Origin of the sequence: Streptomyces sp. NPDC057963 (assembly GCF_042887155.1) — a bacterium.
Taxonomy (GTDB): Bacteria; Actinomycetota; Actinomycetes; order Streptomycetales; family Streptomycetaceae; genus Streptomyces.
Genome location: NZ_JBHVPX010000005.1, coordinates 42208 through 66969, shown reverse-complemented (window position 1 = coordinate 66969; position 24762 = coordinate 42208). Strand labels below are relative to the sequence as shown.

Genomic DNA, 24762 nt, shown 5'->3' with positions numbered 1-24762 from the left:
TTCCGCTCCCGAGAAGCCCTGGTCCTGCAGGGCGATTCCGGCCCTTTTTTGCGGGCCAGGCAGAAGACGAAGCGGAGGACGTCGTGCCGATGCTCCGGCCCGCCCTTGGACGTCAGCACGTCTCGGCATCGGCGGTCGGGCGCCGCCAGGCTTGGCGTGCGAAGGGGCGGCGGGAATCACTTCGCCTCCTCCTCCTCCTCGACGGCGGCTGCTGCGGCGCGGGGCCTGTAGCCACCGGCCTGCAGGGTGAACATGGCGGCGTAGGCACCGCCCAGGGACATGAGGTCCTCGTGGGAGCCGGACTCGACGATGCGACCGCTGTCGAACACGAAGATCTTGTGGCAGTCGACGACGCTGGCCAGCCGGTGGGAGATCAGGACGGTGATCTGGTCCTTCCGCAGCCGGCCGCGCAGCACCGCCTCGTAGACAGCGTGCTCGGACGGCGGGTCCATACTGGCCGTGGGCTCGTCGAGCAGGAGCAGTGGCGCCTTCTTGTACAGACCACGGCCCACCGCGATCTTCGCCCACTGCCCGCCCGACAGCTCCTGGCCGCCCTTGAACCGCTTGGACAGGAGTGCCTCCCACTGCCGGGGCAGAGCGGCGATGACACCGGCGGCACCGGAGGCTCGCGCGGCGTCCATCGCCCGTTGCGGATCGGCCTCCATCAGACTGCCGGTGGAGATGGTGATGTTCGACAGGGCACTGAAGGGAAAACGCGCCGGTTCCTGCAGCACGCAGGCGACCTGTCGGTGAACCGACTGGGCGTCCATCTCACGCACGTCGACGCCGTCCCAGCACACGCTGCCCCGCTGCGCCTCGTACAGGCCCGCCAAGAGCTTGGCGCAGGTGCTCTTGCCCGAACCGTTGAGACCGACGAACGCCACCGTCTCCCCGGCGCAGAGGCTCATGTCGATCCCGTCCAGGGCCGGGGTGTCCTTGCCGGGGTAGGTGAAGTGCACGTCCTGCAAGGTGATCGTCTTCACACGCCCGGGCGCCTTCAACTCGGCTTCGCGAGGCAGCAGTCGGCGGCAACGCTCCTGCACGGCGAGGAGGTCCGTGACCCACAGGGCGTGCTCGTAGACGAGATGGGCGACTTCCACGAGCCGGGTCAGCGAGGCCTGGCCGGCCTGGATGGCGAGGACGGCGCCGGCGCCGGCTGCGAGGGGCAGCCACCCGGCGATCAGCATGGCGGCCAGCGCCGTGTAGGTAATGCCGGTACCGAGACCGCCCACGGCCCGCCCGGCCAGGTTCAGCAGGGCGGAGTGCATGCCCAGACGTGTGTCCTCGGCCGCGATCTTGGTGGTGAGCCGGCGGTGCTCGGCCAGGAGCGCACCCTGGGCAGAGTCGGAACGCAGCTCGGCGGCGGCGTCCACGTCCAGCATCAGCCACGAGAAGACCCGGACCCGGCGCTGCAGCGCATTCCAGCGTTTGAAGGAATGGAACCTGGCGCGTGCGCTGTGGACCGCGGCTGCGCCCACCGGGACGACGGACAGCAGAAGCAGCGGTAGCAAGATCGGGTGCAGGACGCTCAGTACGCCGGCGGTGCCGATGAGCCCAAGAGCGGCGGAGGCGAGGGAGACGACCTGCCCGACGATCTGGCGCGCGTAGAACAACCCCCTGTCGTTGGCGCGGTGGACTTCGTCGTGCCACTCGGCGTCCTCGACCGCTTCCAGACGTACGTGCGCGGTGAGCCGGAAGAATTCGCATTCGAGCGCGGTACGGATCTTGGGCGTCACCCGGGCCTGAGCGGCCGCGACGGCGGCCTCCAGGAGCGCGCGGGTCGCGAGGAAGCCGACCACGAGGAGGATCTGGGGAATGGCGTCACGTACGCGATCAGGTGTGGGGCCCTGGGCGAACAGGTGCTGGAGAACGGCGACCGAGGCGATCAGCCCGAACGCGCTCATGGCAGCCGATGCCAACTGGCAGACGACGACCGTGACCGTGGCGGCGCGGTCCGCATGCCAGGCGAGCCGCCCGATCAGGGCCGTGATCCTGGGCAGACGGGCGAGGACCTGCCGCACCGTGGCATTGGCGGCCGCGCCGTCGTGGACGGACCAGTACGCCTCCTCCATCTCGTCGGTCACGTCGCCGTCCTGCGGGCCGGCGGGGACCGTCGCGGGAGGCAGGGGGAGCGGGGCGGGCCGCGGCGCCGGAACCCCCCTGCTGTCGGGGGCCTCTGCATCGTGACGAGCGGTCATGCTCCCCACCTCGTACTCGGTCGTGCTGAGCAGCGGGCGAAGGCGCCCGCCTGCACCCCGGGGGTGGGCAGAGCCCGGACGGGTGGCTGTCGTTCGAATTCGAGGAGCTGATGTGTGGGGGCGGGTACGGGATTCATCGTGTCCTCCAGAAGGTCGTCGAATGGCACGGATGCTCTAGAAACGGGGCTTCTGGCTCGCCGTAACGGGTGACGGCGAAGGGAATTCTGAACATCTGTACGAATTCCATGGCGGATGTCAGAGTTCGTGGGACGGGTCCATTGAAACGCCCCCGTTCGAGGGATGGTCACCCGTTCGGCCGTATCCCCGGGGGATTCCGGCCAACCTGAATTCCCGGCCGCCCCGGGTGGCCATTGCGCGGCGACAGCGCGCACCGCGGGGAGCCACGGTGGCGGCAATGGCCGATTCCGCGCGGCCGCATCCCGGTTGACGAGCCGGTGTGCCGGACCCCGCCACCCCCCGAAGCGGGTCGGAGGGGGGGGCGACGGGGGCTTCCATGCCGCGGTGCCTGGCGCCGCCTTCCTGTCGCAACGTTGTTCACATCGCGGAGGACATGGCCGCCTGGAAGCGGGGATCCACCGCACCGGCTGCCAACTGCTTCCGCACCGCCCTCGTCGGTTCGGACACCCAGATACGTCTGCGGGCATCGGACGTACCCGCAAATGGGATCCGACTGCCTCTTCTGCCAGAATCGCCATATGGCTGAACACGACACGGATCAGGGCTACCTGCTGGACAACCAGCAATCGGAGGCAGGGATCCGCTTCGGCGCCCTCAGCGAGTTGTTCGATCCGGTGACGTTCCGGCATGTCGACCAGCTCGGGATCACCGCCGGCATGCGGTGCTGGGAGGTCGGTGCCGGCGCCCCGTCCGTACCTCTCGGGCTGGCCGAGCGAGTCGGCCCGACGGGAGCGGTGATCGCCACCGACATCGACGTGTCCTGGACCGGAGACATCGACGGCGGCGTGATCGAGGTGCTGCGGCACGACGTGGCGGCCGACCCGCCGCCGCCCGGCGCCTTCGACCTCGTCCACGCCCGATTGGTCCTGGTACATGTCACCGACCGCGCCGAGGCGCTCCACAGGATGATCCAGGCGTTGCGGCCCGGCGGACGGCTGCTCCTGGAGGATGCCGACCCGGGGTTGCAGCCGCTGTTGTGTCCGGACGAGTCCGGTCCCGAACAGCGGCTTGCGAACCGGCTGCGATCCGGCTTCCGCGCCTTGATGGCGGCACGCGGCGCGGACCTCGCGTACGGGCGAACCCTGCCCCGGCTGCTGCGTGAGGCCGGTCTCGAGGACGTTCAGGCCGACGCGTACTTTCCGATCACCTCGCCGGCCTGTGCCGTTCTCGAGGACGCGACCGTACGGCAGATCCGCCACCGTCTGGTGGCGGAAGGGCTTGCCACCGAAGCGGAGATCGACCGCCACCTGGCGAACGTCGCCACCGGACGCCTCGACCTTGCCACCGCCCCAATGATCTCCGCGTGGGGACGCCGCCCGTGACCCTCCCCGATTGCCTCTCACGCGCACCCGTCGTCCAGACGAGGCGAAGCCGGAGGACGCCCGGTACCCGCGAGAGTGGCGAACGGTCCGCTCAGCGCGGCGAACCACCGTCGAGGCCCTGCCGCGCACGACATGCTGCTCCATGAACCATCCGGAAACACCGAGCGTTGTCGTCGGCACGCCCGATTGATCGCCCCCACCACCCTTGACGGTCCCTGCGCAGTTGCGGCCGGAGCGGGGCACGGGCCGATCGTCGCGAGGCCTTGCCCGAGCAGGCCGAGGTGCCCGTGAGCCTCTGGCCGCGCACCGAGCGCAGCCTGTCCGCAAGCACGCGGGTGGACGAGGTGCGCCGAGAACTCCGAACGCCGTCCGAGCGTCGCCGTGAGCGGAGAAGCAGGCCGGCGAGGGGGCCCTTCGCCGCGCGGCGCGAGGCCGGCGAGGCGGAATGCATGCTGTCCGAGGAAGGGTTCGGCGAAGGTCTCGCGCGCAGCCGTCCGGTGCGATCCCATCCGAGGCGAGGGACACGTGGTGGTCCTGGCCCAACGGGGACCTGCTGATCCTGGACTGGGGCTGCGCCATGTCGCTCTACCAGGGTCGTGGACAGGTCGGCGGCACGCGTGCTGCCGGCGATGTTCTGGCCGACCGGTCCGGTGCCCAGCACGACGACGTCGTAGCGATGCTTTCCTGGTTCTCGCCTGTTTCGTTCGCTCCTTGCTCTGTTGCGTGTGATCAAGGCCGACGGGGCCGCATCCCCGGCTCGTACGACCGTGCGGTGTGCGCCAGTTGTCATACCGCGGCGACTGGGAATCGCCAGGAACGGCCATGGGTGCCCCTCAGAGCCGTGCGCAGGCCCCGCGACCGGCCCGTGACCGGCATGGGGGGGTCCGGTGACTTCCGTGAGGGGTACGGCCGTTCAGGACTCCCGCCGGACCGATGGCGGCTCCGTGATCGCCCGATGGCGAGAACGGAGTCCCATGGTGGGGGCTTGCCCGGCATGTCGGCTCGCGGGCGAGTTGGCGGGGCGCCGGAGACGGCGCTGCCGTACGCCCGGGCTTCGTTCATTCCGATACGGAGGACAACCTCATGGGTTCGCTCGATCTGGCCGGACGTGTGGCCCTGGTGACCGGGGCGACCAGCGGCATCGGGGCCGCCACCGCGGTGCTGCTGGCCCGGCGGTGAGCGCACGTGCTGGTCTCGGGCCGGGACAGTTCCCGCGGTGAGTCCGTGGTCGCCGAGATTGGTGCCCGCGGAGGCAGAGCGGACTTCGTCGCCGCCGATTTGCGCGACGTGCGGTCGGTGCGGGAGCTGGCGCGGCGGGCCGTGGACCTGGGCGGCGGCCAGGTCGGCATTCTGGTGAACACACGGGCATCTACCCGTCCGGGCCTACCGAGGACGCAGCGGAGACCGAGATCGACACCGTCTACGCGCTGAATGTGAAGGCGCCGTTATCGGGGCATGATCAATGAGCACCGCAGCTTCCGGGGCGGGTGCCCCGTCGTGGGTGCGGGGCCCGGCGATCTGCGGCTGCGCCGTGTGGGCGCGAGTGACCGGAGGCGATGACGCAGGCAGGCAGCGGGGGCTCGAGGACCCCGGCTGCATGCCCGCCGGGATGGCGCGTCAGATCATGGCGAGCCGGTCAACCAGCAGCTCCATCCTCCGCTCGGTCTCCTCCGGCGGCAGCCGTCCCGCCCGGGTCAGGGTTGCCAGCCCGTGCAGGGCCGCCCAGAACACCTCGGTGAACAGCGCCGGGTGGACGCCGTCCCCGGCGACCTCGTCGAGGTTCTCCAGCAGGACGGCGAAGGCGTTCTTCAGCGGCTCCGGGGTGTCCTCGTGCGCGAACGCCAGGCCGCCGTCGAGCTGGAACATGGCGTCGTAGACCGCCGGGTTGCGCTCGGCGAAGTCGAGGTAGGCGCGGGCGAGGGTGGTGACCCGGGCGCGAGGGCCGTCGGCGGCGGAGGTTGCGGCCCGCAGTGCCGCGGCCATCTCGGCGGCACCCTCGAGGGCGACGGCGCCGATGATTTCGCGCTTGCCGCGGAAATGGCTGTAGAGGACGGGTTGGCTGTACTCGATGCGCTCGGCGAGCCGGCGGGTGGTGACCGCGTCCCAGCCCTGTTGCTCGGCGAGTTTGCGGGCCGTCGCCACGATGAGGCGCTCGCGGGCCGCCCGTTCGCGCTCCTTGCGTTCCTGTACCGACATGACGTGATCCTAGCACCGCTAGACATTCAAGCGACGGTAGTACTAGCGTTGCCTCACCAGCTAGCGACGCTAGATTCCAGGAAGGGCCATCATGCTCAACGCACTCGAGGTCTTCACCACCGTGGTCGTCGGTCTGATGGTGGGGGTGGAGTTCTCCGTCGCCTTCGTCATCAACCCGATCCTCAACGCCCTACCGGAGGACAGCGGCATACTCGGCCGCGCCCACGGGGCCCGGATGCTCGGCGCCGTGATGCCGGTTTGGTACATCGGCTCGCTCGTCCTGGTCGCGGTCTGGGCCATCGCCGGATGGCGCCACCACGGCACCGGCCTCGCCGTCACCGCCGGCGCTCTGCTGATCCTCAGCGTGATCATGTCGATCCTGCTGCTCGTCCCGATGAACAACCGGGGCAAGACCTGGACCCCCGGCAACCGGCCCGACGACTGGAAGGAGCAGAAGAACCGCTGGGACCGCCTCCACTACGTCCGCGTCGCTGTCCTCATGGCCGCCTTCGCCCTGCTGGTCGCCGCCCTCACCTGAGCCCGCGGGCCGACACCGCGCCGGTGGCGCACAATCCCCCCTCCGCAGGCGGCAGCAGCCACCGGAATCCCGACATCCGGGAATGCAGCTGCCGCTGAGAGCCCACACCTGGCGATCCCGACAAGCTACGCCCCTCGATGACCTGTGCGGCTCTCGGCTCTGGTTCGGGTGAGGTCTTGATCCAGATCACCGAGGCACGCAGCTGAAGCCCGGTGAGGTCGCTTCCGGGGTCTTGTCGTAACGGGTCGCGATACCCCGCCACGCCTTGAGCTTGTTGATCAGGCGTTCGACGGTGTTCCTCTCCTTGCAGAGCTCGGCGTCGTGGTCGACGGGGCGTCCCCCTTTGCGGCCCTTCCTCTTCCGGTTGGCGGCCTGGTGGCCGGCCTCGACCACTCGTCCGGGAACGAGGTGCGACGCCAACGGCTACAGATCGAGCCCTACCGCCCGGTCGCCTCCGACCGGAGCTGGTGCCTCCTCGCCTACGTCCTCGGACGCGACGACCGGCGCAGCTTCCGCGTCGACCCGATGGGCGCATCAGCCCGCAAGCGGAAGGAGACTTCCTTGGCCGAGTCGCGGTCGGTCATTCGGCCGGGGTGACCATGACGACCAGCCGCAGGCTGTGGTGTCCGCGACCAGGTGCAGCTTGCGGCCGTTGTTATCCTTCGCGCCGTCGTAGCAGCAGGCAGGTCCGGCGCGTCGGGCCGTGCAGCGCGACGTGCGAACCTGGAGGCGTGGAGATCGAGATCCAGGTCGTGCCCGACTGTCCGAACGAGAAGCCCGCCGCCGAGCAGCTGCGCCGTGCGCTCGACGGCCTCGGGCTGACCGACACCATGTTCACCACCCGGATCATCGCCGATCAGGCCGAGGCCGAACGGATCGGCTTCACCGGCTCTCCGACCATCCTCATCAATGGCCGCGATCCCTTCCTCGAATCCGGTCGCCCCGCCGGCCTGACCTGTCGCGTGTACCGCACGGCGGGCAGGCCGACCGGGCTTCCCGGCGCCGACCGGCTGCGCGAGGCTCTGATCAGCGCTCTCTAGGCTGGGCACGAAGTCCGGCATCGGCCGGTGAGCAGGGAAGCGGGCACCACGGCGGACATCGCCTACGACCTGGCGGACGCGCAGAGGCGGTACTGGCGGAACACCCACACCGCCCACTCCGGCGTGTATGGCGAGCAGCCCGCCGTCTCTGCCGTCTCCGCCGTCTCCGCCGTTCATTCGGCCGGAGCGCGGGACGTGCTGGGACTCGGTGCCGGGACTTGGTGCCGGGCACGGCCACGGCACCCTGTACTTCGCCCGCGAAGGGTTCACTGCCGGGCCACCGACTTCTCCCCACCGGACTCCAGTAGCTGCAAGAACCCGCCCGAGCCCAGGACATCGACCAGCGGGTCACCACCGCGGCGCACGACGTGCGCGACCCACTACCACTGCCGTACACCTCCATCGACGCGGTCTTCGCCCACGTGCTGCTCCGCGGGCCCTGTCCACCAAGGAGATCCACTCTCTGGTCGGCGAGATCCGCCGTGTCCTGCGGCCCGGAGGCACCTTCGTGTACACCATCCGACACACCGGCGACGCGCACTACGGCACCGGCACCGGCACCGGCATCGCGCATGGCGACGACATTGTCGTCGCGCTCACGATCGCGAGGCAGGTGAGCAACGTGATGAAGCCCTTCCCCGGTTGGGGGGAGGGCTTCGTGAGTGAGCGCTGATAAGGACTTGCGCCTGAATTTCCTCGCAGGAAGTGGAGCGTCTTTCAGCGGACTACCAACGCAGCGTCAGGCTCACAGCGTGCCGCAGCAGCGGTGTCATCAAGGGAACGGTGATCCTCCTCCAGGCCGACCGCCTGCCCAGCGGCGTCGAGCCGAAGCCGCTGTGGCCGTGGTGGTTGTGTACCGGCGCGTGAAGACCTCAACCCGACCGGAGTGCCGAAACCATCCGCACCCGGTCCCGGACGCCCGCCCGGCTCGAAGAACCGTCACCCCGCCACCCGCTACGAAGTAGGCATGGTCCTGGTCACCGGCCGGCCCTATCAACGTCCGACCCACCCCAAGACCGGCACCAAACCGCGACCGACCGGATGGAGCGGCAGGCTCAGGACCACCTGTACTCCGGTTCCATGTACTTCCGTTCCTCGGGTAGCAGTGTGCGCACGTACGTGACCCACTGGGGTGCACGCGGCGGGGACTGGAAGGGGACTGGAAACGGAGCATCAGCCACCGCGCAAGTCCCCGGCCCTACTCAGAGGTATGTGCGTCCGTGGCCGAGAAGGGCACCCAACCCCGGCGACCGACTGAACGACACACTCAGGTGAGCCTAACCTTATTCTGGTGGATGGGGAGCTCTCTGCGGAACACGATCAAGGAGTGAACATGGGAGACCTCAGTGGAAAAGTCGCACTGGTCACCGGCAGCAGCCGGGGCATCGGGCGAGGCATCGCCGAACGCCTGGCCCGGGACGGCGCTCTGGTCGCCGTGCACTACGGCAGCAACGAGGCGGCGGCCATGGAGACCGCCGCGACCATCATCGATTCCGGTGGCCGGGCGTTCATCGTGGGCGCCGAACTGGGCGTTCCCGACGACGTGGACACGCTCATGGCCGGGCTGGAGGCCGAACTGCGCGCACACGGGGAACCGGCGATCGACATCCTGGTTCACAACGCGGGGCTCAATCTCATGGGGCGGCCGATCGAGGTCCTCACCCCGGAGGAGTTCGACCAGATGGTCGCGGTCAACATCAAGGCACCGTTTTTCCTCACCCAGCGACTGCTGCCACGACTGCGCGACGGCGGCCGGATCATCAACATCTCATCCGTCTCCACCCGTATCGCCTCCTCCCACGGCATCGGCTATCCGCTCACCAAGGGCGCACTCGAAGTGTTCAGCCACACCCTGGCCAAACACCTCGGCCCTCGCGGAATCACCGTCAATTCCGTCTCGGTCGGCTTCACTCACACCGACATGACCGCCGGAGTGCTGGCCGACCAGGCGAACCTGGAGCGCAACATCAGCCTGACCGCCCTCGGCCGGATCGGTCAGATCACGGACATCGCCGACACGGTCGCCTTCCTGGCCTCCGACGACGCTCGCTGGATCACCGGCACCAAGATCGACGTCACCGGCGGCGTCAACCTGTAGCCACCTCAACGCGAAGGCCGCACCCGGGGCCGGGCAGCGCCCGCATGAGTGTTCACGTGCGGTGGCCCGTTCGATTGCGGCCGTAAACGACAGGCTCACGTGACGTTGCCGGTGTCTCCGGAGAAGTTCTGGGATCTGCGCCGGGCAGGAGATTTCGAGCGAGGCGGACGGCCTTGCCGCCCTGTTGGGGCGGCCGGGAAAACCGTTCGCGGCCGCCCACCACAGGCGGCTAACGTGAACCGGCGTGGCCATTGAAGACCCCAAAGAGCTGGTCCGGCGTGGGTACGACGCGCTTTCCCTCCGCTATGACCAGGCGTACGCAGCCGAGTCGAAGTACCAGCCCTGGATCAGTGAACTGTCCGGTCGCATTCCGGCCGGGGGCACGGTGCTGGATCTGGGGTGCGGAAGCGGGGTTCCCGTCGCCCGCGCCCTGGCGACGGCAGGCCACCGTGTCACAGGCGTCGACATCAGCGAGGTACAGATCCGCAGAGCCCGGGAACTCGTGCCGCAGGCCGGGTTCATCCGCGCCGATGCCACGGCCATGGACTTCGGGCCGGCCTCCTTCGACGCGGTCGTCTCCTTCTACGCACTGATCCACATCCCGCTCGAGGAACAGTTCCCATTGCTGCGGAAGATCGCCGGATGGCTCCGACCTGACGGTTGGTTCCTGGCCACGACCGGCCATCGGGCCTGGACCGGCATCGATGAGGACTGGCTGGGCGGCGGGACCGCTATGTGGTGGAGCCACGCGGACGCCGCCACGAACCGGGCCTGGATCACTCAAGCTGGCCTGACGGTCGAGCAGGAGGATTTCGTGCCTGAAGGTGAGGGCGGGCACGCTCTGTTCTGGGCCCGACGCCGCTGACGCCTTTTCGCTGTCGCTTTCTGCGTCCGTCTCACATGACCTTGTCGCTCCGAATCATGCTGTCTCGCCTGAGGTCCTCCCGCAGCGGCGCTTTGGGATGGATTTCCTGGGCCGCCATCGCCCTTGTGGAGAGGGCTTGGGCCGAGAGAGCTTGGGCCAGATCGTTCGGGCCGCCTGAAGGGACTGGGCCGACCGATGTCATGACGCCCGCTACCGCCCGGGGTGGTGTCGAAGCCACCTTCCGCCGACGCACAGTCGTCGAAGGCGACTGACTGACCGACGACATCAAGTGGGACAGCCCCGCGAAAGTGCTGCTGAGACGCGACATCAGCCGGGACTCCACCGAGGGCCCGTCTCACTGGTCGTTGCATCGTCCCCGGTCACGGCTTTGGCCACGGGCGAGATCAAATGAAACGAGGCGTACGCCCGATGCGCTGACGGCTGGTCGGGGGCGGCGCAGGGCCAGCAAGGGCCAGCCCCGCCCTGCGGGGTCGAGGGGGCAGGTGGCGGCGGTGAACAGTTCGGCGGAACGCCGGTACGACAGACGTCCCCGGCCGGTGACGGGGCACTGGTCGGCGGCGGGCGTGCCCTCCGGGGCGCGGCGGGCAGTGAGGAACAGCGGCCCCGTGGTGCGTCCGACGAGCAGGAGCGGCAGCAGGCGCGCGGCGCCGGGTCCCCACGCGAGCTGCGGACGGACGCCGACGCAGGTGCGGCGGCGGGGCAGGTCGAGGTCATCCGTGTCGAGTGCGAGGACACGTTCGACGGGCGCGCCGGATTCGTGCAACAGGTTCCAGAGCGTCAGCTCGCGCAGCGGCGCGCGCAGCCCGAGGGCGGCGCGGGCCCGGTCGGGGGGCGCCGACGGCGCCGCCGGCCCGGAGCGCGGCTCGGGCGGTGGGGTGTCCGGCGGGGCGAGCCCCGCGGCGGGGTCGGCGGTGATCCAGGCACGGGCGCGCCACCAGGCCGTCGCGGCGCGCAGGCAGGCAAGTTCGCGGGCGAGTGTGCGGGGGACCGCTGTCGTGGCGCGGGTGGCGAGCGCCGCGCTCAGACGTGCGGGGGTGCGAGGGTCGTCGAGCAGGGCGAGGGGCAGGACGGGCGGTCGCGCGCCGCGCCGGGCGGTGCCGGTGGGGGCGGGGCGGCCGACGAGTGGCCAGGCCCAGCCGTGGAGCGCAACGCGGTAGATCCGCCGGGACCCCTCCCCGAGCCTCGCCTCCGAGAGGTACCGCTCGACGGCCTCACCGTATTCGACGGGTGCCGGAAGGTCCGTCATAAGCTCCTCCTTACCGCAGTAAATACCGCTCGCCAGCATTGCGGCGAAAGCATAGCGCTATGGGCATCCACCTGCGTAGATGCAGTAAATGAGGGTCATTTACTGCGGTCGGTCGGCCGCTTTGTAAAGTTGCGTCAAAGAAGCTCAACTATGGGGTTGTCGCCCCTTGCTGCGCGCGGTGCGCGGGCCGCATCCTCCCGGGCATGACGAACGATCAGGAGGCCGCCGCGGCGGCGGTGCGAGAACGTGTGGCGCGGGGCCCGGGGCGCCGGGCGCGGGTGCTGCGGCACGGGCCGTTCCGCCGGTACGCGCTGGGGCAGACGACATCGCTGCTGGGCTCGGGGATGAACACCGTCGGCACGTCCTTCGCGGTCTTGCAGATGCCCGGCGGCGGGGCGGATACGGTCGGCGCGGTGATGGCGGTGCGGATCGCAGCCGTGCTGGCGGTGCTGCTCGCGGGCGGTGTCCTGGTCGACCGACTGGGTGCGCGGGTGGTGATGTGGGCTGCGGAGGTGTCGCGGTGCGCGGCGCAGGCGGTGCTCGCGGTGCTGCTGCTGACGGGCACGGCACAGCTGTGGGAAGTGGTGGTGCTCGCCGTCGTGCTGGGCGTGGGCGAGGGCGGGTTCGGCGCGGGCCCCGCCGCGCTGGTGCCCGGGCTGGTGCCGGAAGGGGAGATCGCCGACGCCAACGCACTGCTCCAGGTGGGGCAGGGCATCGCCTCGGTCGCCGGCCCCGGGCTCGCTGGCCTGCTGATCGCGCTGTGGGACCCGGGTGTCGTCGTGGCGGTGGATGCGGCGAGTTACGCGGTGAGCGCGCTGGCCCTCGTCGGCCTGACGCTTCCTGTCCCGGCGGCGGCGGCGCGTGGTGGTTGGCTGACCGACCTGCGGCACGGCTGGGGCGCGTTCGTCTCGCGCGCGTGGCTGTGGGTGACGACGGCACACTTCGCGCTGTTCAACCTGCTGCTGTGGGCACCGTTCCTGGTGTTGGGCCCGGTGGTGGCACAGCGGCGCCTGGGGGGTGCGGGCGGCTGGGGTGTGGTGCTGGCGGTCTACGGCGCGGGGTCGGCCTTCGGCGGTGCCGCACTGCTCGGGCGGGCGCCGCGCCGGGCGCTGGCGTGGTCGGTCGCCGCGTCCGCCGGCTGGGCGCTGCCCGCCGCCGCACTGGCCCTACGAGCGCCGATGGCGTGGGTGGCGGTCGCCGCCGGCGTCGCGGGTGCGTGCGGCGCGGCGTGCGGGACGCTGCACGCGACGGCCCTCCAGCGCGGGGTGCCGGCGCACCTGCGCGGGCGCATCGGGGCGTTCGACGGCCTGGGTGCGTTCGCGCTGGGCCCGCTGGGCTTGGCCCTCGCGGGCCCGGTTGCCGGCGCCGTGGGTGGCGCGCGCGGGGGCGCCGAAGCGGGCGCGCCCGTGGTGCTGGGGTGGGGGGTGCTCTGGCAGTTGACCGCCGTGGCCCTGGTGCTGGGGGTGCCGTCAGTCCGGCGTGCGGGGGCGGAGGCGGGGTGACGGGGCGGCGGTGACAGTCGGCCCGGCCGCGTCCGGGGTCCGGAGGCTCTGGCCTCAGCCGGCCGCCGCCCCCTGCACCGTCAGCCCGTGGCCGCATTCGGATGCGCTACCGGCGCCGAGCGGCTCTTCCACCACGTCTATGGGCGTGCGAAGAGCACGCCGACCAGCAGCACCGTGGATTCACGACCATGCTCACCGTGACGACCAGGCGGCTGACCCGCAAGGGGCCTGCGACGAACTGGTCGAAGCGACCCGAACCGTGAACCGGGCCCAACGAGTCATCCATGAGGTGGTCGGGAGGATGGGGTGATGGCGCGCCACTCGTCTTCGAGGATGCTGAACATCTCGGAGTCGCGCCAACCGTCCCGGATTAGCGAGGTATGACGCTGACGTCCCTCTCGTGTCATGCCGAGCTTGCCGAGCACTCGTGCCGACCCGAGGTTCCGCGGGTCACAGGTGGCATGGATGCGGTGGAGGTCGAGATTCTCGAACCCTCGCGCCAGCAGTTCCTTGCCGATCGCCGTTCCGACTCCCTGTCCCCAGACTTCAGGATGCACCGCGTAGGTGATCTCGCCTTGACGTTGTCCTCGGCTCCGGACATGGAGCTCACCCATGCCGACCGCGTCACCATCGACACGTGCCACGTAAGCGAAACGCCGCTGCGGTGTGTGCGACCAGGCCTCGACCGCACTCGCCACGAACGCGCACGTTTGCGCTTCGGTGTTCGGCCCCCAGGCCTGGAAGCGGCAGACCTGGGCCAGAGAAGCCCAGGAGTGGACAGCTCGCCAGTCTGCGAGCTCGATTCTGCTCAAGGTCATCGAACGTTCAGCCACAAGCTGATCTTCCTCGATGAAGTCGCACCGACCCGCCGGTTCAGAAACTTCCCAGTGCCGGCACTGCTCAGCGCTGACGTCACCATGAAGAAGGCCATGGAAAGGGGCCGGTCTCCTCCCTCGGCGTCGCGTTCAGCCTGAGCCCAAGGGGCTGCTGTGTCGCCGTACGCCTCACGGTGTGCACCTCGGCACAGTAGGTAGGTTTCTCCCGCACCAGGCACGGCCGAATCGCGCCCTACCCGCACTGACGACCCGTCCGGACCCTGAAGAACATGGGGGATACCGGAAACATCACACCAGGTCCGGACAGTACCGACGACACGTTTCGCGCCCTCCTGGAAGGCGCTATCGCGCCACGACCGCCCGCCGCACCCGACTGCCCGTTCTGCGACCTCCCACAGGACCGCTACCCCACCCACTACGAGGGCCACTGGGTCCTCCTCGAACCCCGCATCATCGTCCCCGCCCACACCGTCCCCCCGCGCCGGCGCTGGATCATCACCTCGGACGGAGCCGCCATGAACCTGTGGGACGCCGAACCCCTCCCCGGAACCCAGTGCCGGATCGCGCACCGTACGGTCTGCCCCTACCTCCGACCCGAAGACCCCTGGCCCTGGACGAGCGCGCTCCGACAGGAGAACGAACGACGGGCACAGCGCCTGTTCAACCTCCCCGACACCGGCTGACCACCGGGCCGAAGCCCTCGAGGATCTGCCCGATGACCCACCCATCCGCATCAGTGTCGCCGAAGATCCGGCGATTTCGACGGGTACCGGGAATCCGTCCCCGTCGCCGCCCACCAGGTGGAGGACTGGTGGGCGGCCGCCTCGACCAGGCCGGAGCGCACAGAGACCGAGAAGACGACGGCCCCTGCTCGCGGGCTGGACGGCAGGCGAGTACAACGTCTTCGGCTGAATCCCGCCGCAGGTTTCAGCCGTGCCGCGGGTGCTCGGCAACGCCCGGTAGGACATTGCCGTTGCCCCCGCCCCATTCCGGAAAGCCACCGGACCCGCCACCTGGTGCCTGGAGCTGCCGTGGACCAGCGGAGACCGTTGCCGGACGCCATGCCCCGCATCCGCGGACCGCGTGGCCGGCCACGCCACCGCCTCCGGCGGCTCTTCGCCGACCGCGGCTACGACTTCGACAAGTACCGTCGTCTCACCCGGGCTCGTGGGATCACACCCGAGATCGCCCGCCGATGCGTCACGCATGGTTCCGGCCTGGGCAAGACCCGATGGGGCGTTGAGTGCGCCTACGCCTGGTGCCACCAGTTCAAACGACTTCGCATCCGCTACGAGACACGCGCCGGCCTCCACCTCGCCCTGATCCAACTCGCCTGCAGCATCGTCTACTTGAGACGAATCCGAACCTTACTCTGAAACAATCAGTAAGCCTGACATTTGAGACGCAGGAAACGAGTGCCGCATCAGGCGACGTTCGCCATGCTGTGAGGTGCTGCCTGTCGACGGCTCGGCTGCTGGTGTAATCAACCGGTGAGTATCATCGAACGTCCTCTGCCGCCCCTGAACGCTGACGAGCGCACCACGCTTGAAAGCTGGCTCGACTTTCACCGCGCCACCCTCGCAAGGAAGTGCGAGGGTCTGGATGATGAGCAGGCCGCCGTCGCGTCCGTGCCACCGTCCGGCTTCACTTTGACCGGTCTCGTCCAGCACATGGCAGAGGTGGAGCGGAACTGGTTCCGCCGAGTGTTCGCCGGCGAACAGGTCCCGCCCATCTACGACCCGCAGGCCGACCCGATCGGCCCCGACGGCGGCTTCGAACTGGCCGAGGGTGCCACCTTGCGCGACGCCCTCGCCACCTGGCACGCGGAGATCACCCACGCTCGCGAGTACTGCGTCGACCGTGCTCTGGGCGATACTGGTCGCTTCATGGAGCAGGACGTCAACCTCCGTTGGATCTACGTCCACATGATCGAGGAGTATGCCCGCCACAACGGCCACGCCGACCTGCTCCGGGAACGTATCGACGGCGCCACCGGCGTATAGCGCCGGACCAGGCAACGCAGGCGGGGAGCGGTGGAGCCTTCTTCGAGCAACGTCTCGCCCAAGCGCACGGGTTCACCGGCGTCGAGGCGACGCGCCGGGACGGCCTGCCGACCGCTAAGGGACGCCGGACCGCCACCGGCGACATCTCGCCACCGGCTCAAGAACCGGCCCAAGAACCGGCTCAAGGTCGTCGAGCGGGAGAACGAAGCGGCTCGACGACCTGCCCCGGAAAACCGTGGGCAGGGCGAGGCTTTGACCTGCGGTGTCTACGGATATCTGGGACGGGGCGGGTGGACGGTATCCCGCTCATACGTGGGCAGCCGTCTCTAGGATGTTCATTGCGGAAGTCCAGTGGTTGCCCCGGAGGTGTCATGCCCCTGCAGATGAAGTTGAGCGCGATAACACTCGACTGCCCTGATCCATTGGCCCTGGCGGCGTTCTATCAGCAGGCCACCGGCCTCGAACCCCACCCGAAGTCGGACGCCGACTTCGCAGGCCTCAACCGTGAGGACGGCCTCATCATCGGTTTTCAACGGGTCGACGGCTACCGGGCTCCACGCTGGCCCGACCAGACCGTTCCCCAGCAGCTGCACCTTTGCTTCGACGTAGTGGATCTGGACGAGGCCGAGGATCAACTGCTGGAGCTGGGCGCGGGCAAGCCGGACCACCAGCCTCATGAGGCCGCCAGGGCGCGGGTTCTCACTGATCCCGCTGGTCATCCCTTCTGCATTTGCCGAGGCTGACCGGGGGCAGGAGGGCTTGCCTGCACATGACCGGGCCCCAGCCGCACATGTCTACCGAAGAGCGGGACCACCTCCATCGCGGAGACCTGACACCTGACACCGGACGTTTGATACCAGACGTTTGATACCGGACACCGGACACCTCTGCGCGTTGATCCGTACGGGACTCCGCACTTCAGCTCGTACCCCGGCACCCGCCCAGGCTTGCTGAACCAGCGCCGGTCGGCGAGCCACGTCCCGAGCGGGAACCCGGCCGGGCTCCAGCCGTCAGAAGACGTATCCGGTGCGGGTGCCGCCCTACCGTGCCTGAGGTGCCGGATCCGAGAGCGACGAGTGTGAGGCATGGACGGTCTCCGGCGGCGGTCGGCCCGATGCAGGCGTGAGGGGGCAGGGGCCGAGCCGCAATTGCGGACCAGATGAACCCAAGGACTGGCTCTGGGAGAGCAGACGATCGGTGAAGGCGAGGACTAACGGAGTCGCGCAAGTCCAGGCGGCTATCCGTCTGGCGGAGGGCAACGCCGCGGCTGCACTGCTGTGTCGACTCTGGGAACGTCGGCGACGGAAGCTCGGCTGCATCTCCGGATGTGACAGTTAGTCGTCATTGCGGCCATGGGCAGTGACGGTGAGGATGGGGCCATGCCCCTTCCGCACCGTGTCGTCATCGCGGTCTTCCCCGATGTCGATCTCCTCGACGTCACCGGCCCGGCCGAGGTCTTCGCACTGGCCAACCGGGAGGCAGCGGGCCGCACCAGCTACCAGGTCCGCCTCGCCGGGCCGGCCGGCGGCGAGGTGCGGACATCGGCCGGTGTACGACTGCTGGCCGATCTGGCCTTCGAAGAGGTCGACGGACAAGTGGACACTCTGCTGGTGCCCGGCGCGGTCGAGATGACCGACAAAGGGCCTCTGGCCCGGATCGACACCAATGTCGTGGCGTGGGTGAAGGAGACCGCCCGTCACGCCCGGCGGGTGGCGTCCGTGTGCGTGGGCGCGCACGTGCTCGCGGCGGCCGGACTGCTGGACGGGCGGACAGCGACCACACACTGGTCGACGGCCGCCCAACTTGCCGCCGACCACCCGGCCGTCACGGTCGACCCGGACCCCATCTTCGTCCGCACCGACCGCGGCCGGCTGTGGACGGGCGCCGGGATCAGCGCCTGCCTGGACCTCACGCTCGCCCTGGTGGCCGAGGACCTGGGCGAAGACACCGCGCTGGCAGTGGCACGGCAACTGGTGATGTACCTCAAACGGCAGGGCGGGCAGAGCCAGTTCTCCGTACCGCTCAGCCGACCCGCCTCCGCCCGCCGTGACATCGACGAACTGCGGCTGTGGATCGCCGACCACCTCGACGAGGACTTGTCCATGGACATGCTGGCGGCCCGGATGTGTCTGAGCGAGAGGCACCTCGCCCGCGTCTTCAAACAAGAGACCGGAACCAGCCCCGCCGCCTACGTCGAAGCCGCCCGGGTCGAGGTGGCCCGGCGCCTGTTGGAATCCACCGACAGCCCGCTCGACCACGTCGCGGCCGCGACCGGGCTCGGCTCGACGGAGACCCTGCACCGGGCATTCAAGCGACAGCTCGCCACGACCCCCGCCGCCTACCGCCGTCGCTTCCGCACCCAGACCGCCTGACCCCCTCCACCACCGATACCCCAGCACACAGGCAAGGACGGACAGCGCCGCCATGCCTCACTCCTCATGAAAGGCACCCAATGAGCACGCACCAGCCCTCCACCACCCTGCGCGACGTCATCGGCCTGGACAACCAGCCGCCCAAACTGGGCGACTCCATCCTGATCATGATCGACTTCCAGAACACCTACCGCACCGGCGTCATGGCCCTGGAAGGCTCCGAGGAAGCCCTCGCAGCCGCCGCCCGCCTACTGGAGCGCGCCCGTGCCACAAGCACCCCCGTCATCCACATCGTCAACGACGGCGGCGAGAACACCCCCTACGACATCCGCTCCCACATCGGCGCGATCAGCGACGAAGTTGCCCCGGAAAGCGGTGAGGCGGTCGTGGTCAAGCAGTTCCCCAACTCCTTCCACCTCACCGAACTGACAGAGACCTTGACCAACCTGGGCGCAGCCCCGGGCAGCGGCAAGGACCTGGTCATGGGCGGCTTCATGACCCACATGTGCGTCAACTACACATCCCAGGGCGCCTTCAACCTCGGCTACCGCCCCACCGTCGTCGCCGAGACGACCGCCACCCGTGCCCTCGCCACCCACAACGGCACCGTTCTGCCCGCCTCCACTCTCCAGGCAGCTACCCTGACCACCATCACCGACCTGTTCGGCACCGTCGTCCCCACCGTCGACACCCTCCTCACCTGACCCCGGACCCAGCCGTGCGCGGCGGGGCCAACACCCTGCCGCGTGGTGTCCCGCTACCGCAGCGGCGACCCGGCGGGCCGGCCATAACCAGACGGCAAGTGAGTAAAGACGCGGTCACGGAGAACCGGTTGGCGCCCTGCGGCTTCGTCCACTTCTAGTACTGCAACCGCGTTTGGCGTGACAGGTTGTCGGCGTGGTCGTTGTTCCTGTCATGGGTGGGGACCTCGAAGCTGGTGACGTGTGGCGGTGGGTGGCGGGGCTGGAGGAGGTGCATGAACGGTTCGTGCACCGTTTCCAGCGCTCTGAGCCTCGCGAATCGGCGTTGGCCTATATGCGTGGGCTGGTGTCGTCGCTGGAGCGGAAGAACGCGTGGACGGTCGCGGAGCGGGCGGGGCATGACCGGCCGGACCGCTTGCAGCGATTACTCAATACGTGCGACTGGGATGCGGACGAAGTCCGGGACGACGTACGGGAGTTCGTTGTTGGGCGTCTCGGCGACCGGCAGGCCGTTCTGATCGTGGACGACACAGGGTTTTTGAAGAAGGGCGTTCGCTCGGCCGGGGTCCAGCGCCAGTACACCGGTACGGCAGGCCGGGTCGAGAACAGTCAGGTCGGCACATTTCTGGCCTATGCCACTGATGCCGGTCACACGTTGATCGACCGTGAGCTGTACCTGCCCGCGTCCTGGACCGACGACCGTGAGCGCTGCCGCGCCGCAGCAATCCCCGACGAGGTCGCCTTCGCCACGAAGATCGACCACGCCAAGGCGATGACCGAGCGGGCGCTCGCTGCCCGGGTGCCGTTCGCGTGGCTGACCGCCGATGAGGCATACGGACAGGTCAAGGGCTTGCGCTACTGGCTTGAACAGCGCGAGGTGTTCCACGTGCTGGCAACCCGCCGCACCGACACCGTCGTCACCTCCTCACGCATGGACCATCCCGTGGACGAACTGGTCTCCGGTCTGCCCCGACAGGCGTGGAAGCGCCGTTCATGCGGGCGGGGCGCCCACGGCGAGCGCGTCTACGACTGGGCCCGGGCGCCGATCCGCCCATGGCGTGAGGAAGGTGTCGAGCACTGGGTCCTGGCCCGCCGGAGCATCACCGATCCCACCGAGATCGCCTACTACGTGTGCTTCGCACCCGAAGGCACCGTCCTGAACACCCTCCTGACCGTGGCCGGCCGCCGGTGGACGATCGAGGAGTGTTTCCAGACCGCAAAGAACGAATGCGGCCTCGACCACTACCAGGTCCGTAAATACCACGCCTGGTACCGACACATCACCCTTGCCATGGCGGCCCATGCCTACCTGACAACGGTCCGCGTGGAAGAGCTCAAAAAAGGGGATCAGAATCCGGAGAACAGCACCTCGTCCCGCTGAGCCTGCCCGAGATCCGCCGCCTGACCGCCCACCTCACAGCACGTCTCCTTCCCCCGTTCGCCCAGGTCCTGCACTGGTCCCACTGGCGCAGGCAAGCGCAACACCGAGCACTCGTCAGCCACTACAAACGACGAGGCCACAGCCCTTGAAATGAGCTTCCGTCACACCAAACGCGGTTGCAGTACTAGTCGAACTGCGCCGTACCGCCCCCATGGTCGACCTGCGGCTGATGCGCGATCCCTCCTACAGCGTCTCCCTTCTGCTGGCCGGGACCGTCCTGTTCGGCTTCGTCGGCCTCTGCCTTCTCCAAGTGCTGTGGCTGCAGCGGGTACGGGGACTGACCGCCTTGCAGGTGGGCGTCCAACTCCTCGCGGAATTCGGCGCGTTCATCGCCGCCTCGGTCCTGGCTGGAATACTCGTACGCCGACTCGACCCGCGCGTCCTGATCACGGCGGGCCTGCTGTTCGCGGCCGTCGGCGCCGCCCTCTTCGCGCAGGTCGAACCGGACACCGCGTTCGCCGGATACGCCGCCGCCTTCGTCCTGTTCGGCCTCGGCTGCGGTCTCGCCAACGCCCCGTCCACCGCACTCGCCGTCGGTCACGTCCCCCACGGCCGCGAGGGCGAGGCTGGCGGCACCGTCAACGCCGCCCGCCAGATCGGCGCCGTCCTCGGTACACTGGTCACCACACGCTTCGAGGACCGCGTCACCCACGTCCGCGACCCGCGCACCGCCTTCACCGACGCGGTCACCCACGCCACCTGGATCGCGGTCGCCGTCCTCCTCGCCGGCACGGCCGTGGCACTCGGGCTGTCGGCCTGGTCCCGCCGCAGGGCAACCACCAGGTGACCGCGGCGAACGAGGCACTGCGGGGAGCCGAACGCCACCCGGGCCGACGAGCCTGAATCGCCCGACCACCAGGCCGCCCCTTCGGGTGGTGGTGCTGCGCGGGATCCGGCTTACCACGAACGCGGGCAGGTCTACCAGTCCTGCACCTCGGCCGACGGACCCCAGCGGTGCGTACGAATCCTGGTGGGAGGCTCCGACCGCAGGCGTGTGACGATCACCGACGCGGCTACCGGCCGCCCGGGACCGGGACATCAACGCCAGCCGGCTGCATGCGTACCCGGTCGGTCCCGGGCGGCCAGCACCGCCGGGGGTACGTGCACACCGGGACGCGCGAGCGGGTGGAGCACCTCGCGGTTGACGAGGGCCTTGGTTCTCTCGGATGGCGCATCCAGCGTCACCGGAAACTGGGCACTGACCGGCAGTACGTATACACCTACCCGGCACGGAAATCATTGCGTTCCGCGACGGGCAGGGCGAAGGAAATAACCGGACGGCAGAACACGCACACGAGGGTCCAGTCGACCGCGCCGACGGCGTCGCGGTGCTGCTGGACGTGGGCCAGGAGCCTGTCCCAGGTACCTTCTGCCGACCAGCAGCGGAAGCGTTCGTACACCGTCTTCCACGGCCCGTACGGTTCGGGCAGATCCAGCCAGGCCGCCCCGGTGGACAGCTTTCACAGGATCCCATTGACCACCTACTGGCGATCCCGCACCGGACAGCCCATCCGCGACGGAGCCAGCAACGGCCCGATCACCGCCCACGACTCAACAGGCTGGTGCCAAGTGACGTGGGGGGATGCGCAGGTCGCTGACGTGCGGGCGCACCGCGTCGGCCAGGTCTCGGGCCGGGCCTGGAACACGCGATCGACGCGGCTGCTGGTCCGCCGCATACGATACGTGCGTGCCCGCACTTGAGAAGGAACACGTGGTGCAGTTGTTGCGGCCGCTGATGCGGACGCGCACCGTGCTCGAGCCGGTCCAAAGCCCGCCCGAGCCACGTGCGCGTGGACGCCGCCCACGGCACGCCGCTCCTCCGGCCGTTCCTGCGCAGCCCCATGTGACCCGGGAGTTCGCCGCCACGCGGTTCGGCGGGTTCCCGACGGTGGAGGAGGGCGAGAGCTGGCCCCTGTGCGACGGTTGTGCCGACGACCTCACGTTCGTCGCGCAGGTCGACCACTCCCGCGACGGCCTGCACGACAGGCTCCCCATCTCGTTCTTCACATTCTTCTACTGCTGGAAGTGCCGCCCGTGGGGGCGAAAACGCGAGCGGGGCGGATGGCTTGTGCGTTCCTACACCGCACTGCGGTGTCCCAAGGTTCTCGTGCACGGCACCGAGCCCGACTTCGAGGAACGCCACGCGGTACCACGCCTGGAGATGTCTCTGCCCGACGCGGTGGGAATGCGCCTGCACTGCCCTGAACTCTGGGACCTTGTGCCGGGCGACAGCGGCTCCCACGAGGCGTGGGCGAACTGGCACGTCGTCGACCGCGCCGCGCTCGGTCTGACGCAGGAGCGCGCCCGAGCGCCGCACATGCGCAATGGGGCGGTGGCGATCGGCGGGTATCCGTACTGGGCGAACGGCGGGGATGAAACGCCAGTCTGCACGCAGTGCACGCTGTCGATGGAGCTGCTGCTGCAGATCCGGCCGAGTGAGCTCACCGACGCGATGTGGGGTGATGTCGGAACCTTGTATCTGTTCATGTGCCGAATACACACCCAGCACACAGGGCTGCGCATCCAGTGCACATGAAACAACGGGTCACCCCAGGTAGAGACCTCACACCGGCCCGACGGCCGTGCCCATGATGCCGTCCAGCGACACGTCATCGATCAGGTCCGGGAAGTCGCCCTCGCGACGCTGGCCTGGGCGAGGTGGGAGGACAAGTACCGGTACATCAACGGGGTATGCGGCAGCACGCCCTCGGAGACGAGCCGATACATGACCTGGCGCAGCGTAACGCCGCGCCAGAGCATCGGCTGAGATCCGGGCCCGGTGTGCGGGGTTCGCCGGGCGCGGGTCGTACAGGGCGCGACCGCTGGGCCACGGGAGAGCTCAGTGGTCAGGGCGACGCCGTCGTCGACTTCCTCGGTCCGCCAGCCGTGATGTTCAGCAGCAGGCCGTCCAGCAGACCGCCGACCAGTTCGGCGTAGGTCCGGCGCGGAAGCGGGGTGTTGGGGTCGTCGTGGTCGTCGCCGAAGGCCCGGCCGTTCAGCAACAGCTCATCGCCGACCAGCCTTCCAGTCCCCACCGATAGTGCGGGCACGATGGCCGGCGGGACCGACCTGAGCGGAGGCCGAGGACCAGCTTCGTCCGTCGGTACCGGGGCGGAGGTGCTCTCCTCCATCAACGCAGCTTCTTTCGTCCAGCTGACCTTCGCCGGCTTCCAGGTCTTCGGAGGGTATCCGGGGGCCTGGGAGGTGACTTGTAGTCACCTCCCAGGGTGGGTGTGACCGCTTGACGAGGGGCCTCTCGTCGCTCCTCCGTGGTGCGTGCCCGCTGCGTGCGCGTTGCGTACCAGCAGCCCCGTGGTGCGTTCTGGCGCGTCCCCAACCCTTCCGAGGACGTCTGACGCCTCCAGGTGATGCGTGCGATACGCCCGCACCGTACGCATCCCTGCTCTGACCTGTACGGAGCGTGGCCGCCGACGCCTTGGAGTGGAGAGCGGGGCGGCACCACTGAGGTACCGCACCATCGCCGAGAAGGCGTCAGGCGGGATGATGGGGCAGTTCCTCGTCGGTGCGGCCACCGATCCCAAGGGCCCACCGCGGGGACGGGGCCGCCGCCGGGCGCGAGCCGAGCACGCCTCGGGCTCGCAGTTCGTCGGGGTCGGGCAGGCGCTCTCCGGGGAGAACGTCGAGCAGGTCGGCCTGGGCGGCTCGGATGCTGTGCGCGGGAGCCTGGGGGCCTGCGCCAAGGGCACGGCAGACGGTCACGCCGTCATCGTACGGGCCAGGCCGGACACGGCTGTGACCCAGCCTGGCCGTTGTGACTGAGCGCTTCACCTGGCGAGTGAGTTCTCGAGTTGGCGGGGCTGAGCGCGGAGGTGGCGGGCCGGTTTGCTGGCCATGCGTTTCGCGCGGCCTGTCAGGAGATCCACGTTGGGTGAGGCTGACGATCCCATAGGGGTTCAATCTCGCAGGATCGCCCTTCCCGACCTGAGACGATCAGCAGGACCGAACGAATGAACGCAGAGGTGGGGAATATGATCGTTCTGGTACTGCTCGGCGTCTTGGCGCTTGCTGTCGGCGGGTGCGTATGTGTGGTGTGGGCGGAGCGTGGCGGGCCCCGCTGGGTCCGTGCCGTGGCCACCATGACGCTCGCCGCAGGCGAGGTGGTGCGCCGCTCTGAGAGGAACCGGCGCCCAGGCCTGAACGGGACCACCAGTGACGACGGCTAGC

22 protein-coding genes and 4 pseudogenes are annotated in these 24762 nt (G+C 69.2%); 19 read left to right on the top strand and 7 right to left on the bottom strand.

What is annotated here, in order from left to right:
• Positions 1–176: 176 nt before the first annotated feature.
• Positions 177–2198: an ATP-binding cassette domain-containing protein gene (locus tag ACFVT1_RS13365; RefSeq protein ID WP_389794736.1), complete on the bottom strand. Its 2022-nt coding sequence runs from the start codon at positions 2196–2198 to the stop codon at positions 177–179.
• 716 nt (positions 2199–2914) lie between these two features.
• On the opposite strand from ACFVT1_RS13365, the gene ACFVT1_RS13360 reads away from it, so the two are divergent.
• The gene (locus tag ACFVT1_RS13360; RefSeq protein WP_389794734.1) at positions 2915–3718 is read left to right on the top strand and encodes a methyltransferase domain-containing protein; all 804 of its coding nucleotides are present in this window, start codon (positions 2915–2917) and stop codon (positions 3716–3718) included.
• 1617 nt (positions 3719–5335) lie between these two features.
• Here the strand turns inward: ACFVT1_RS13360 and ACFVT1_RS13355 are convergent.
• Positions 5336–5914, bottom strand: a complete 579-nt coding sequence (locus ACFVT1_RS13355; RefSeq protein ID WP_389794732.1) for a TetR/AcrR family transcriptional regulator — start codon at positions 5912–5914, stop codon at positions 5336–5338.
• Positions 5915–6005: 91 nt separating this feature from the next.
• Here ACFVT1_RS13355 and ACFVT1_RS13350 point away from each other — a divergent pair, with 91 nt between their 5' ends.
• Positions 6006–6452 (top strand): anthrone oxygenase family protein, encoded by a 447-nt coding sequence (locus ACFVT1_RS13350; RefSeq protein WP_389794730.1) that lies wholly within the window; start codon positions 6006–6008, stop codon positions 6450–6452.
• A gap of 178 nt (positions 6453–6630) precedes the next feature.
• Here the strand turns inward: ACFVT1_RS13350 and ACFVT1_RS13345 are convergent.
• Positions 6631–6833, bottom strand: a pseudogene (locus ACFVT1_RS13345) (IS5/IS1182 family transposase); the annotation flags it as partial.
• A gap of 15 nt (positions 6834–6848) precedes the next feature.
• On the opposite strand from ACFVT1_RS13345, the pseudogene ACFVT1_RS13340 reads away from it, so the two are divergent.
• The 5 genes and pseudogenes from ACFVT1_RS13340 to ACFVT1_RS13320 all read left to right on the top strand — a co-directional run.
• Positions 6849–6980, top strand: a pseudogene (locus ACFVT1_RS13340) (WYL domain-containing protein); the annotation flags it as partial.
• A gap of 203 nt (positions 6981–7183) precedes the next feature.
• Complete coding sequence (locus tag ACFVT1_RS13335; protein ID WP_389794728.1) at positions 7184–7492, top strand: DsbA family protein; 309 nt, start codon at positions 7184–7186, stop codon at positions 7490–7492.
• A gap of 508 nt (positions 7493–8000) precedes the next feature.
• The gene (locus ACFVT1_RS13330) at positions 8001–8165 is read left to right on the top strand and encodes a hypothetical protein (protein ID WP_389794726.1); all 165 of its coding nucleotides are present in this window, start codon (positions 8001–8003) and stop codon (positions 8163–8165) included.
• A gap of 660 nt (positions 8166–8825) precedes the next feature.
• Positions 8826–9590 carry an SDR family NAD(P)-dependent oxidoreductase gene (locus ACFVT1_RS13325; protein ID WP_389794724.1) on the top strand — a complete coding sequence of 255 codons (765 nt, stop codon included), beginning with the start codon at positions 8826–8828 and terminating at the stop codon, positions 9588–9590.
• A 244-nt stretch (positions 9591–9834) separates the two neighbouring features.
• Positions 9835–10455 (top strand): class I SAM-dependent methyltransferase, encoded by a 621-nt coding sequence (locus ACFVT1_RS13320; RefSeq protein WP_389794722.1) that lies wholly within the window; start codon positions 9835–9837, stop codon positions 10453–10455.
• A 355-nt stretch (positions 10456–10810) separates the two neighbouring features.
• Here ACFVT1_RS13320 and ACFVT1_RS13315 read toward each other — a convergent pair whose 3' ends face one another.
• Complete coding sequence (locus ACFVT1_RS13315; RefSeq protein WP_389794720.1) at positions 10811–11722, bottom strand: hypothetical protein; 912 nt, start codon at positions 11720–11722, stop codon at positions 10811–10813.
• Between the two features lie 203 nt (positions 11723–11925).
• On the opposite strand from ACFVT1_RS13315, the gene ACFVT1_RS13310 reads away from it, so the two are divergent.
• Positions 11926–13224 carry an MFS transporter gene (locus tag ACFVT1_RS13310; RefSeq protein WP_389794718.1) on the top strand — a complete coding sequence of 433 codons (1299 nt, stop codon included), beginning with the start codon at positions 11926–11928 and terminating at the stop codon, positions 13222–13224.
• Between the two features lie 278 nt (positions 13225–13502).
• Here ACFVT1_RS13310 and ACFVT1_RS13305 read toward each other — a convergent pair whose 3' ends face one another.
• Positions 13503–14057, bottom strand: a complete 555-nt coding sequence (locus ACFVT1_RS13305) for a GNAT family N-acetyltransferase (protein WP_389794717.1) — start codon at positions 14055–14057, stop codon at positions 13503–13505.
• A gap of 272 nt (positions 14058–14329) precedes the next feature.
• Between ACFVT1_RS13305 and ACFVT1_RS13300 the strand changes: the two genes are divergently transcribed.
• The 8 genes and pseudogenes from ACFVT1_RS13300 to ACFVT1_RS13265 all read left to right on the top strand — a co-directional run bounded on the left by ACFVT1_RS13300 (position 14330) and on the right by ACFVT1_RS13265 (position 21364).
• Positions 14330–14743, top strand: coding sequence for a DUF6083 domain-containing protein (locus tag ACFVT1_RS13300; protein ID WP_389794715.1), 414 nt, complete (start codon positions 14330–14332; stop codon positions 14741–14743).
• A gap of 348 nt (positions 14744–15091) precedes the next feature.
• Positions 15092–15436, top strand: a pseudogene (locus tag ACFVT1_RS13295) (transposase); the annotation flags it as partial.
• 114 nt (positions 15437–15550) lie between these two features.
• Positions 15551–16063 carry a DinB family protein gene (locus tag ACFVT1_RS13290; protein WP_389794714.1) on the top strand — a complete coding sequence of 171 codons (513 nt, stop codon included), beginning with the start codon at positions 15551–15553 and terminating at the stop codon, positions 16061–16063.
• A 371-nt stretch (positions 16064–16434) separates the two neighbouring features.
• On the top strand, positions 16435–16806 hold the full coding sequence (locus tag ACFVT1_RS13285) for a VOC family protein (protein ID WP_389794712.1): 372 nt from the start codon (positions 16435–16437) through the stop codon (positions 16804–16806).
• Between the two features lie 636 nt (positions 16807–17442).
• Entirely contained in the window at positions 17443–18435 is a 993-nt protein-coding gene (locus ACFVT1_RS13280) for a GlxA family transcriptional regulator (RefSeq protein ID WP_389794710.1), read from the top strand.
• A gap of 80 nt (positions 18436–18515) precedes the next feature.
• Positions 18516–19139: an isochorismatase family protein gene (locus ACFVT1_RS13275; protein ID WP_389794709.1), complete on the top strand. Its 624-nt coding sequence runs from the start codon at positions 18516–18518 to the stop codon at positions 19137–19139.
• 211 nt (positions 19140–19350) lie between these two features.
• Positions 19351–20517 (top strand): IS701 family transposase, encoded by a 1167-nt coding sequence (locus tag ACFVT1_RS13270; protein ID WP_389795454.1) that lies wholly within the window; start codon positions 19351–19353, stop codon positions 20515–20517.
• Between the two features lie 211 nt (positions 20518–20728).
• On the top strand, positions 20729–21364 hold the full coding sequence (locus tag ACFVT1_RS13265) for an MFS transporter (protein WP_389794708.1): 636 nt from the start codon (positions 20729–20731) through the stop codon (positions 21362–21364).
• Positions 21365–21863: 499 nt separating this feature from the next.
• Here the strand turns inward: ACFVT1_RS13265 and ACFVT1_RS13260 are convergent.
• Positions 21864–22118 (bottom strand): annotated as a pseudogene (locus ACFVT1_RS13260) (transposase); the annotation flags it as partial.
• Positions 22119–22264: 146 nt separating this feature from the next.
• On the opposite strand from ACFVT1_RS13260, the gene ACFVT1_RS13255 reads away from it, so the two are divergent.
• Positions 22265–23113, top strand: coding sequence for a DUF1963 domain-containing protein (locus ACFVT1_RS13255; protein ID WP_389794706.1), 849 nt, complete (start codon positions 22265–22267; stop codon positions 23111–23113).
• A gap of 310 nt (positions 23114–23423) precedes the next feature.
• Here ACFVT1_RS13255 and ACFVT1_RS13250 read toward each other — a convergent pair whose 3' ends face one another.
• Positions 23424–23612, bottom strand: a complete 189-nt coding sequence (locus tag ACFVT1_RS13250; protein WP_389794704.1) for a hypothetical protein — start codon at positions 23610–23612, stop codon at positions 23424–23426.
• Positions 23613–23949: 337 nt separating this feature from the next.
• On the opposite strand from ACFVT1_RS13250, the gene ACFVT1_RS13245 reads away from it, so the two are divergent.
• Both ACFVT1_RS13245 and ACFVT1_RS13240 read left to right on the top strand, forming a co-directional pair.
• The gene (locus tag ACFVT1_RS13245) at positions 23950–24357 is read left to right on the top strand and encodes a hypothetical protein (protein ID WP_389794702.1); all 408 of its coding nucleotides are present in this window, start codon (positions 23950–23952) and stop codon (positions 24355–24357) included.
• Between the two features lie 209 nt (positions 24358–24566).
• Entirely contained in the window at positions 24567–24761 is a 195-nt protein-coding gene (locus ACFVT1_RS13240) for a hypothetical protein (protein WP_385654639.1), read from the top strand.
• Position 24762 lies beyond the last annotated feature (1 nt).

Excerpts from the sequence above, each read along its gene's own strand:
- ACFVT1_RS13265 (WP_389794708.1), top strand. The coding sequence starts at position 20,729 with ATGGTCGACCTGCGGCTGATGCGCGATCCCTCCTACAGCGTCTCCCTT.
- ACFVT1_RS13300 (WP_389794715.1), top strand. The coding sequence starts at position 14,330 with ATGGGGGATACCGGAAACATCACACCAGGTCCGGACAGTACCGACGAC.
- ACFVT1_RS13240 (WP_385654639.1), top strand. The coding sequence starts at position 24,567 with ATGATCGTTCTGGTACTGCTCGGCGTCTTGGCGCTTGCTGTCGGCGGG.
- ACFVT1_RS13360 (WP_389794734.1), top strand. The coding sequence starts at position 2,915 with ATGGCTGAACACGACACGGATCAGGGCTACCTGCTGGACAACCAGCAA.
- ACFVT1_RS13280 (WP_389794710.1), top strand. The coding sequence starts at position 17,443 with ATGCCCCTTCCGCACCGTGTCGTCATCGCGGTCTTCCCCGATGTCGAT.
- ACFVT1_RS13315 (WP_389794720.1), bottom strand. The coding sequence starts at position 11,722 with ATGACGGACCTTCCGGCACCCGTCGAATACGGTGAGGCCGTCGAGCGG.
- ACFVT1_RS13365 (WP_389794736.1), bottom strand. The coding sequence starts at position 2,198 with ATGACCGCTCGTCACGATGCAGAGGCCCCCGACAGCAGGGGGGTTCCG.
- ACFVT1_RS13270 (WP_389795454.1), top strand. The coding sequence starts at position 19,351 with ATGGGTGGGGACCTCGAAGCTGGTGACGTGTGGCGGTGGGTGGCGGGG.
- ACFVT1_RS13275 (WP_389794709.1), top strand. The coding sequence starts at position 18,516 with ATGAGCACGCACCAGCCCTCCACCACCCTGCGCGACGTCATCGGCCTG.
- ACFVT1_RS13355 (WP_389794732.1), bottom strand. The coding sequence starts at position 5,914 with ATGTCGGTACAGGAACGCAAGGAGCGCGAACGGGCGGCCCGCGAGCGC.
- ACFVT1_RS13350 (WP_389794730.1), top strand. The coding sequence starts at position 6,006 with ATGCTCAACGCACTCGAGGTCTTCACCACCGTGGTCGTCGGTCTGATG.
- ACFVT1_RS13285 (WP_389794712.1), top strand. The coding sequence starts at position 16,435 with ATGCCCCTGCAGATGAAGTTGAGCGCGATAACACTCGACTGCCCTGAT.
- ACFVT1_RS13325 (WP_389794724.1), top strand. The coding sequence starts at position 8,826 with ATGGGAGACCTCAGTGGAAAAGTCGCACTGGTCACCGGCAGCAGCCGG.
- ACFVT1_RS13310 (WP_389794718.1), top strand. The coding sequence starts at position 11,926 with ATGACGAACGATCAGGAGGCCGCCGCGGCGGCGGTGCGAGAACGTGTG.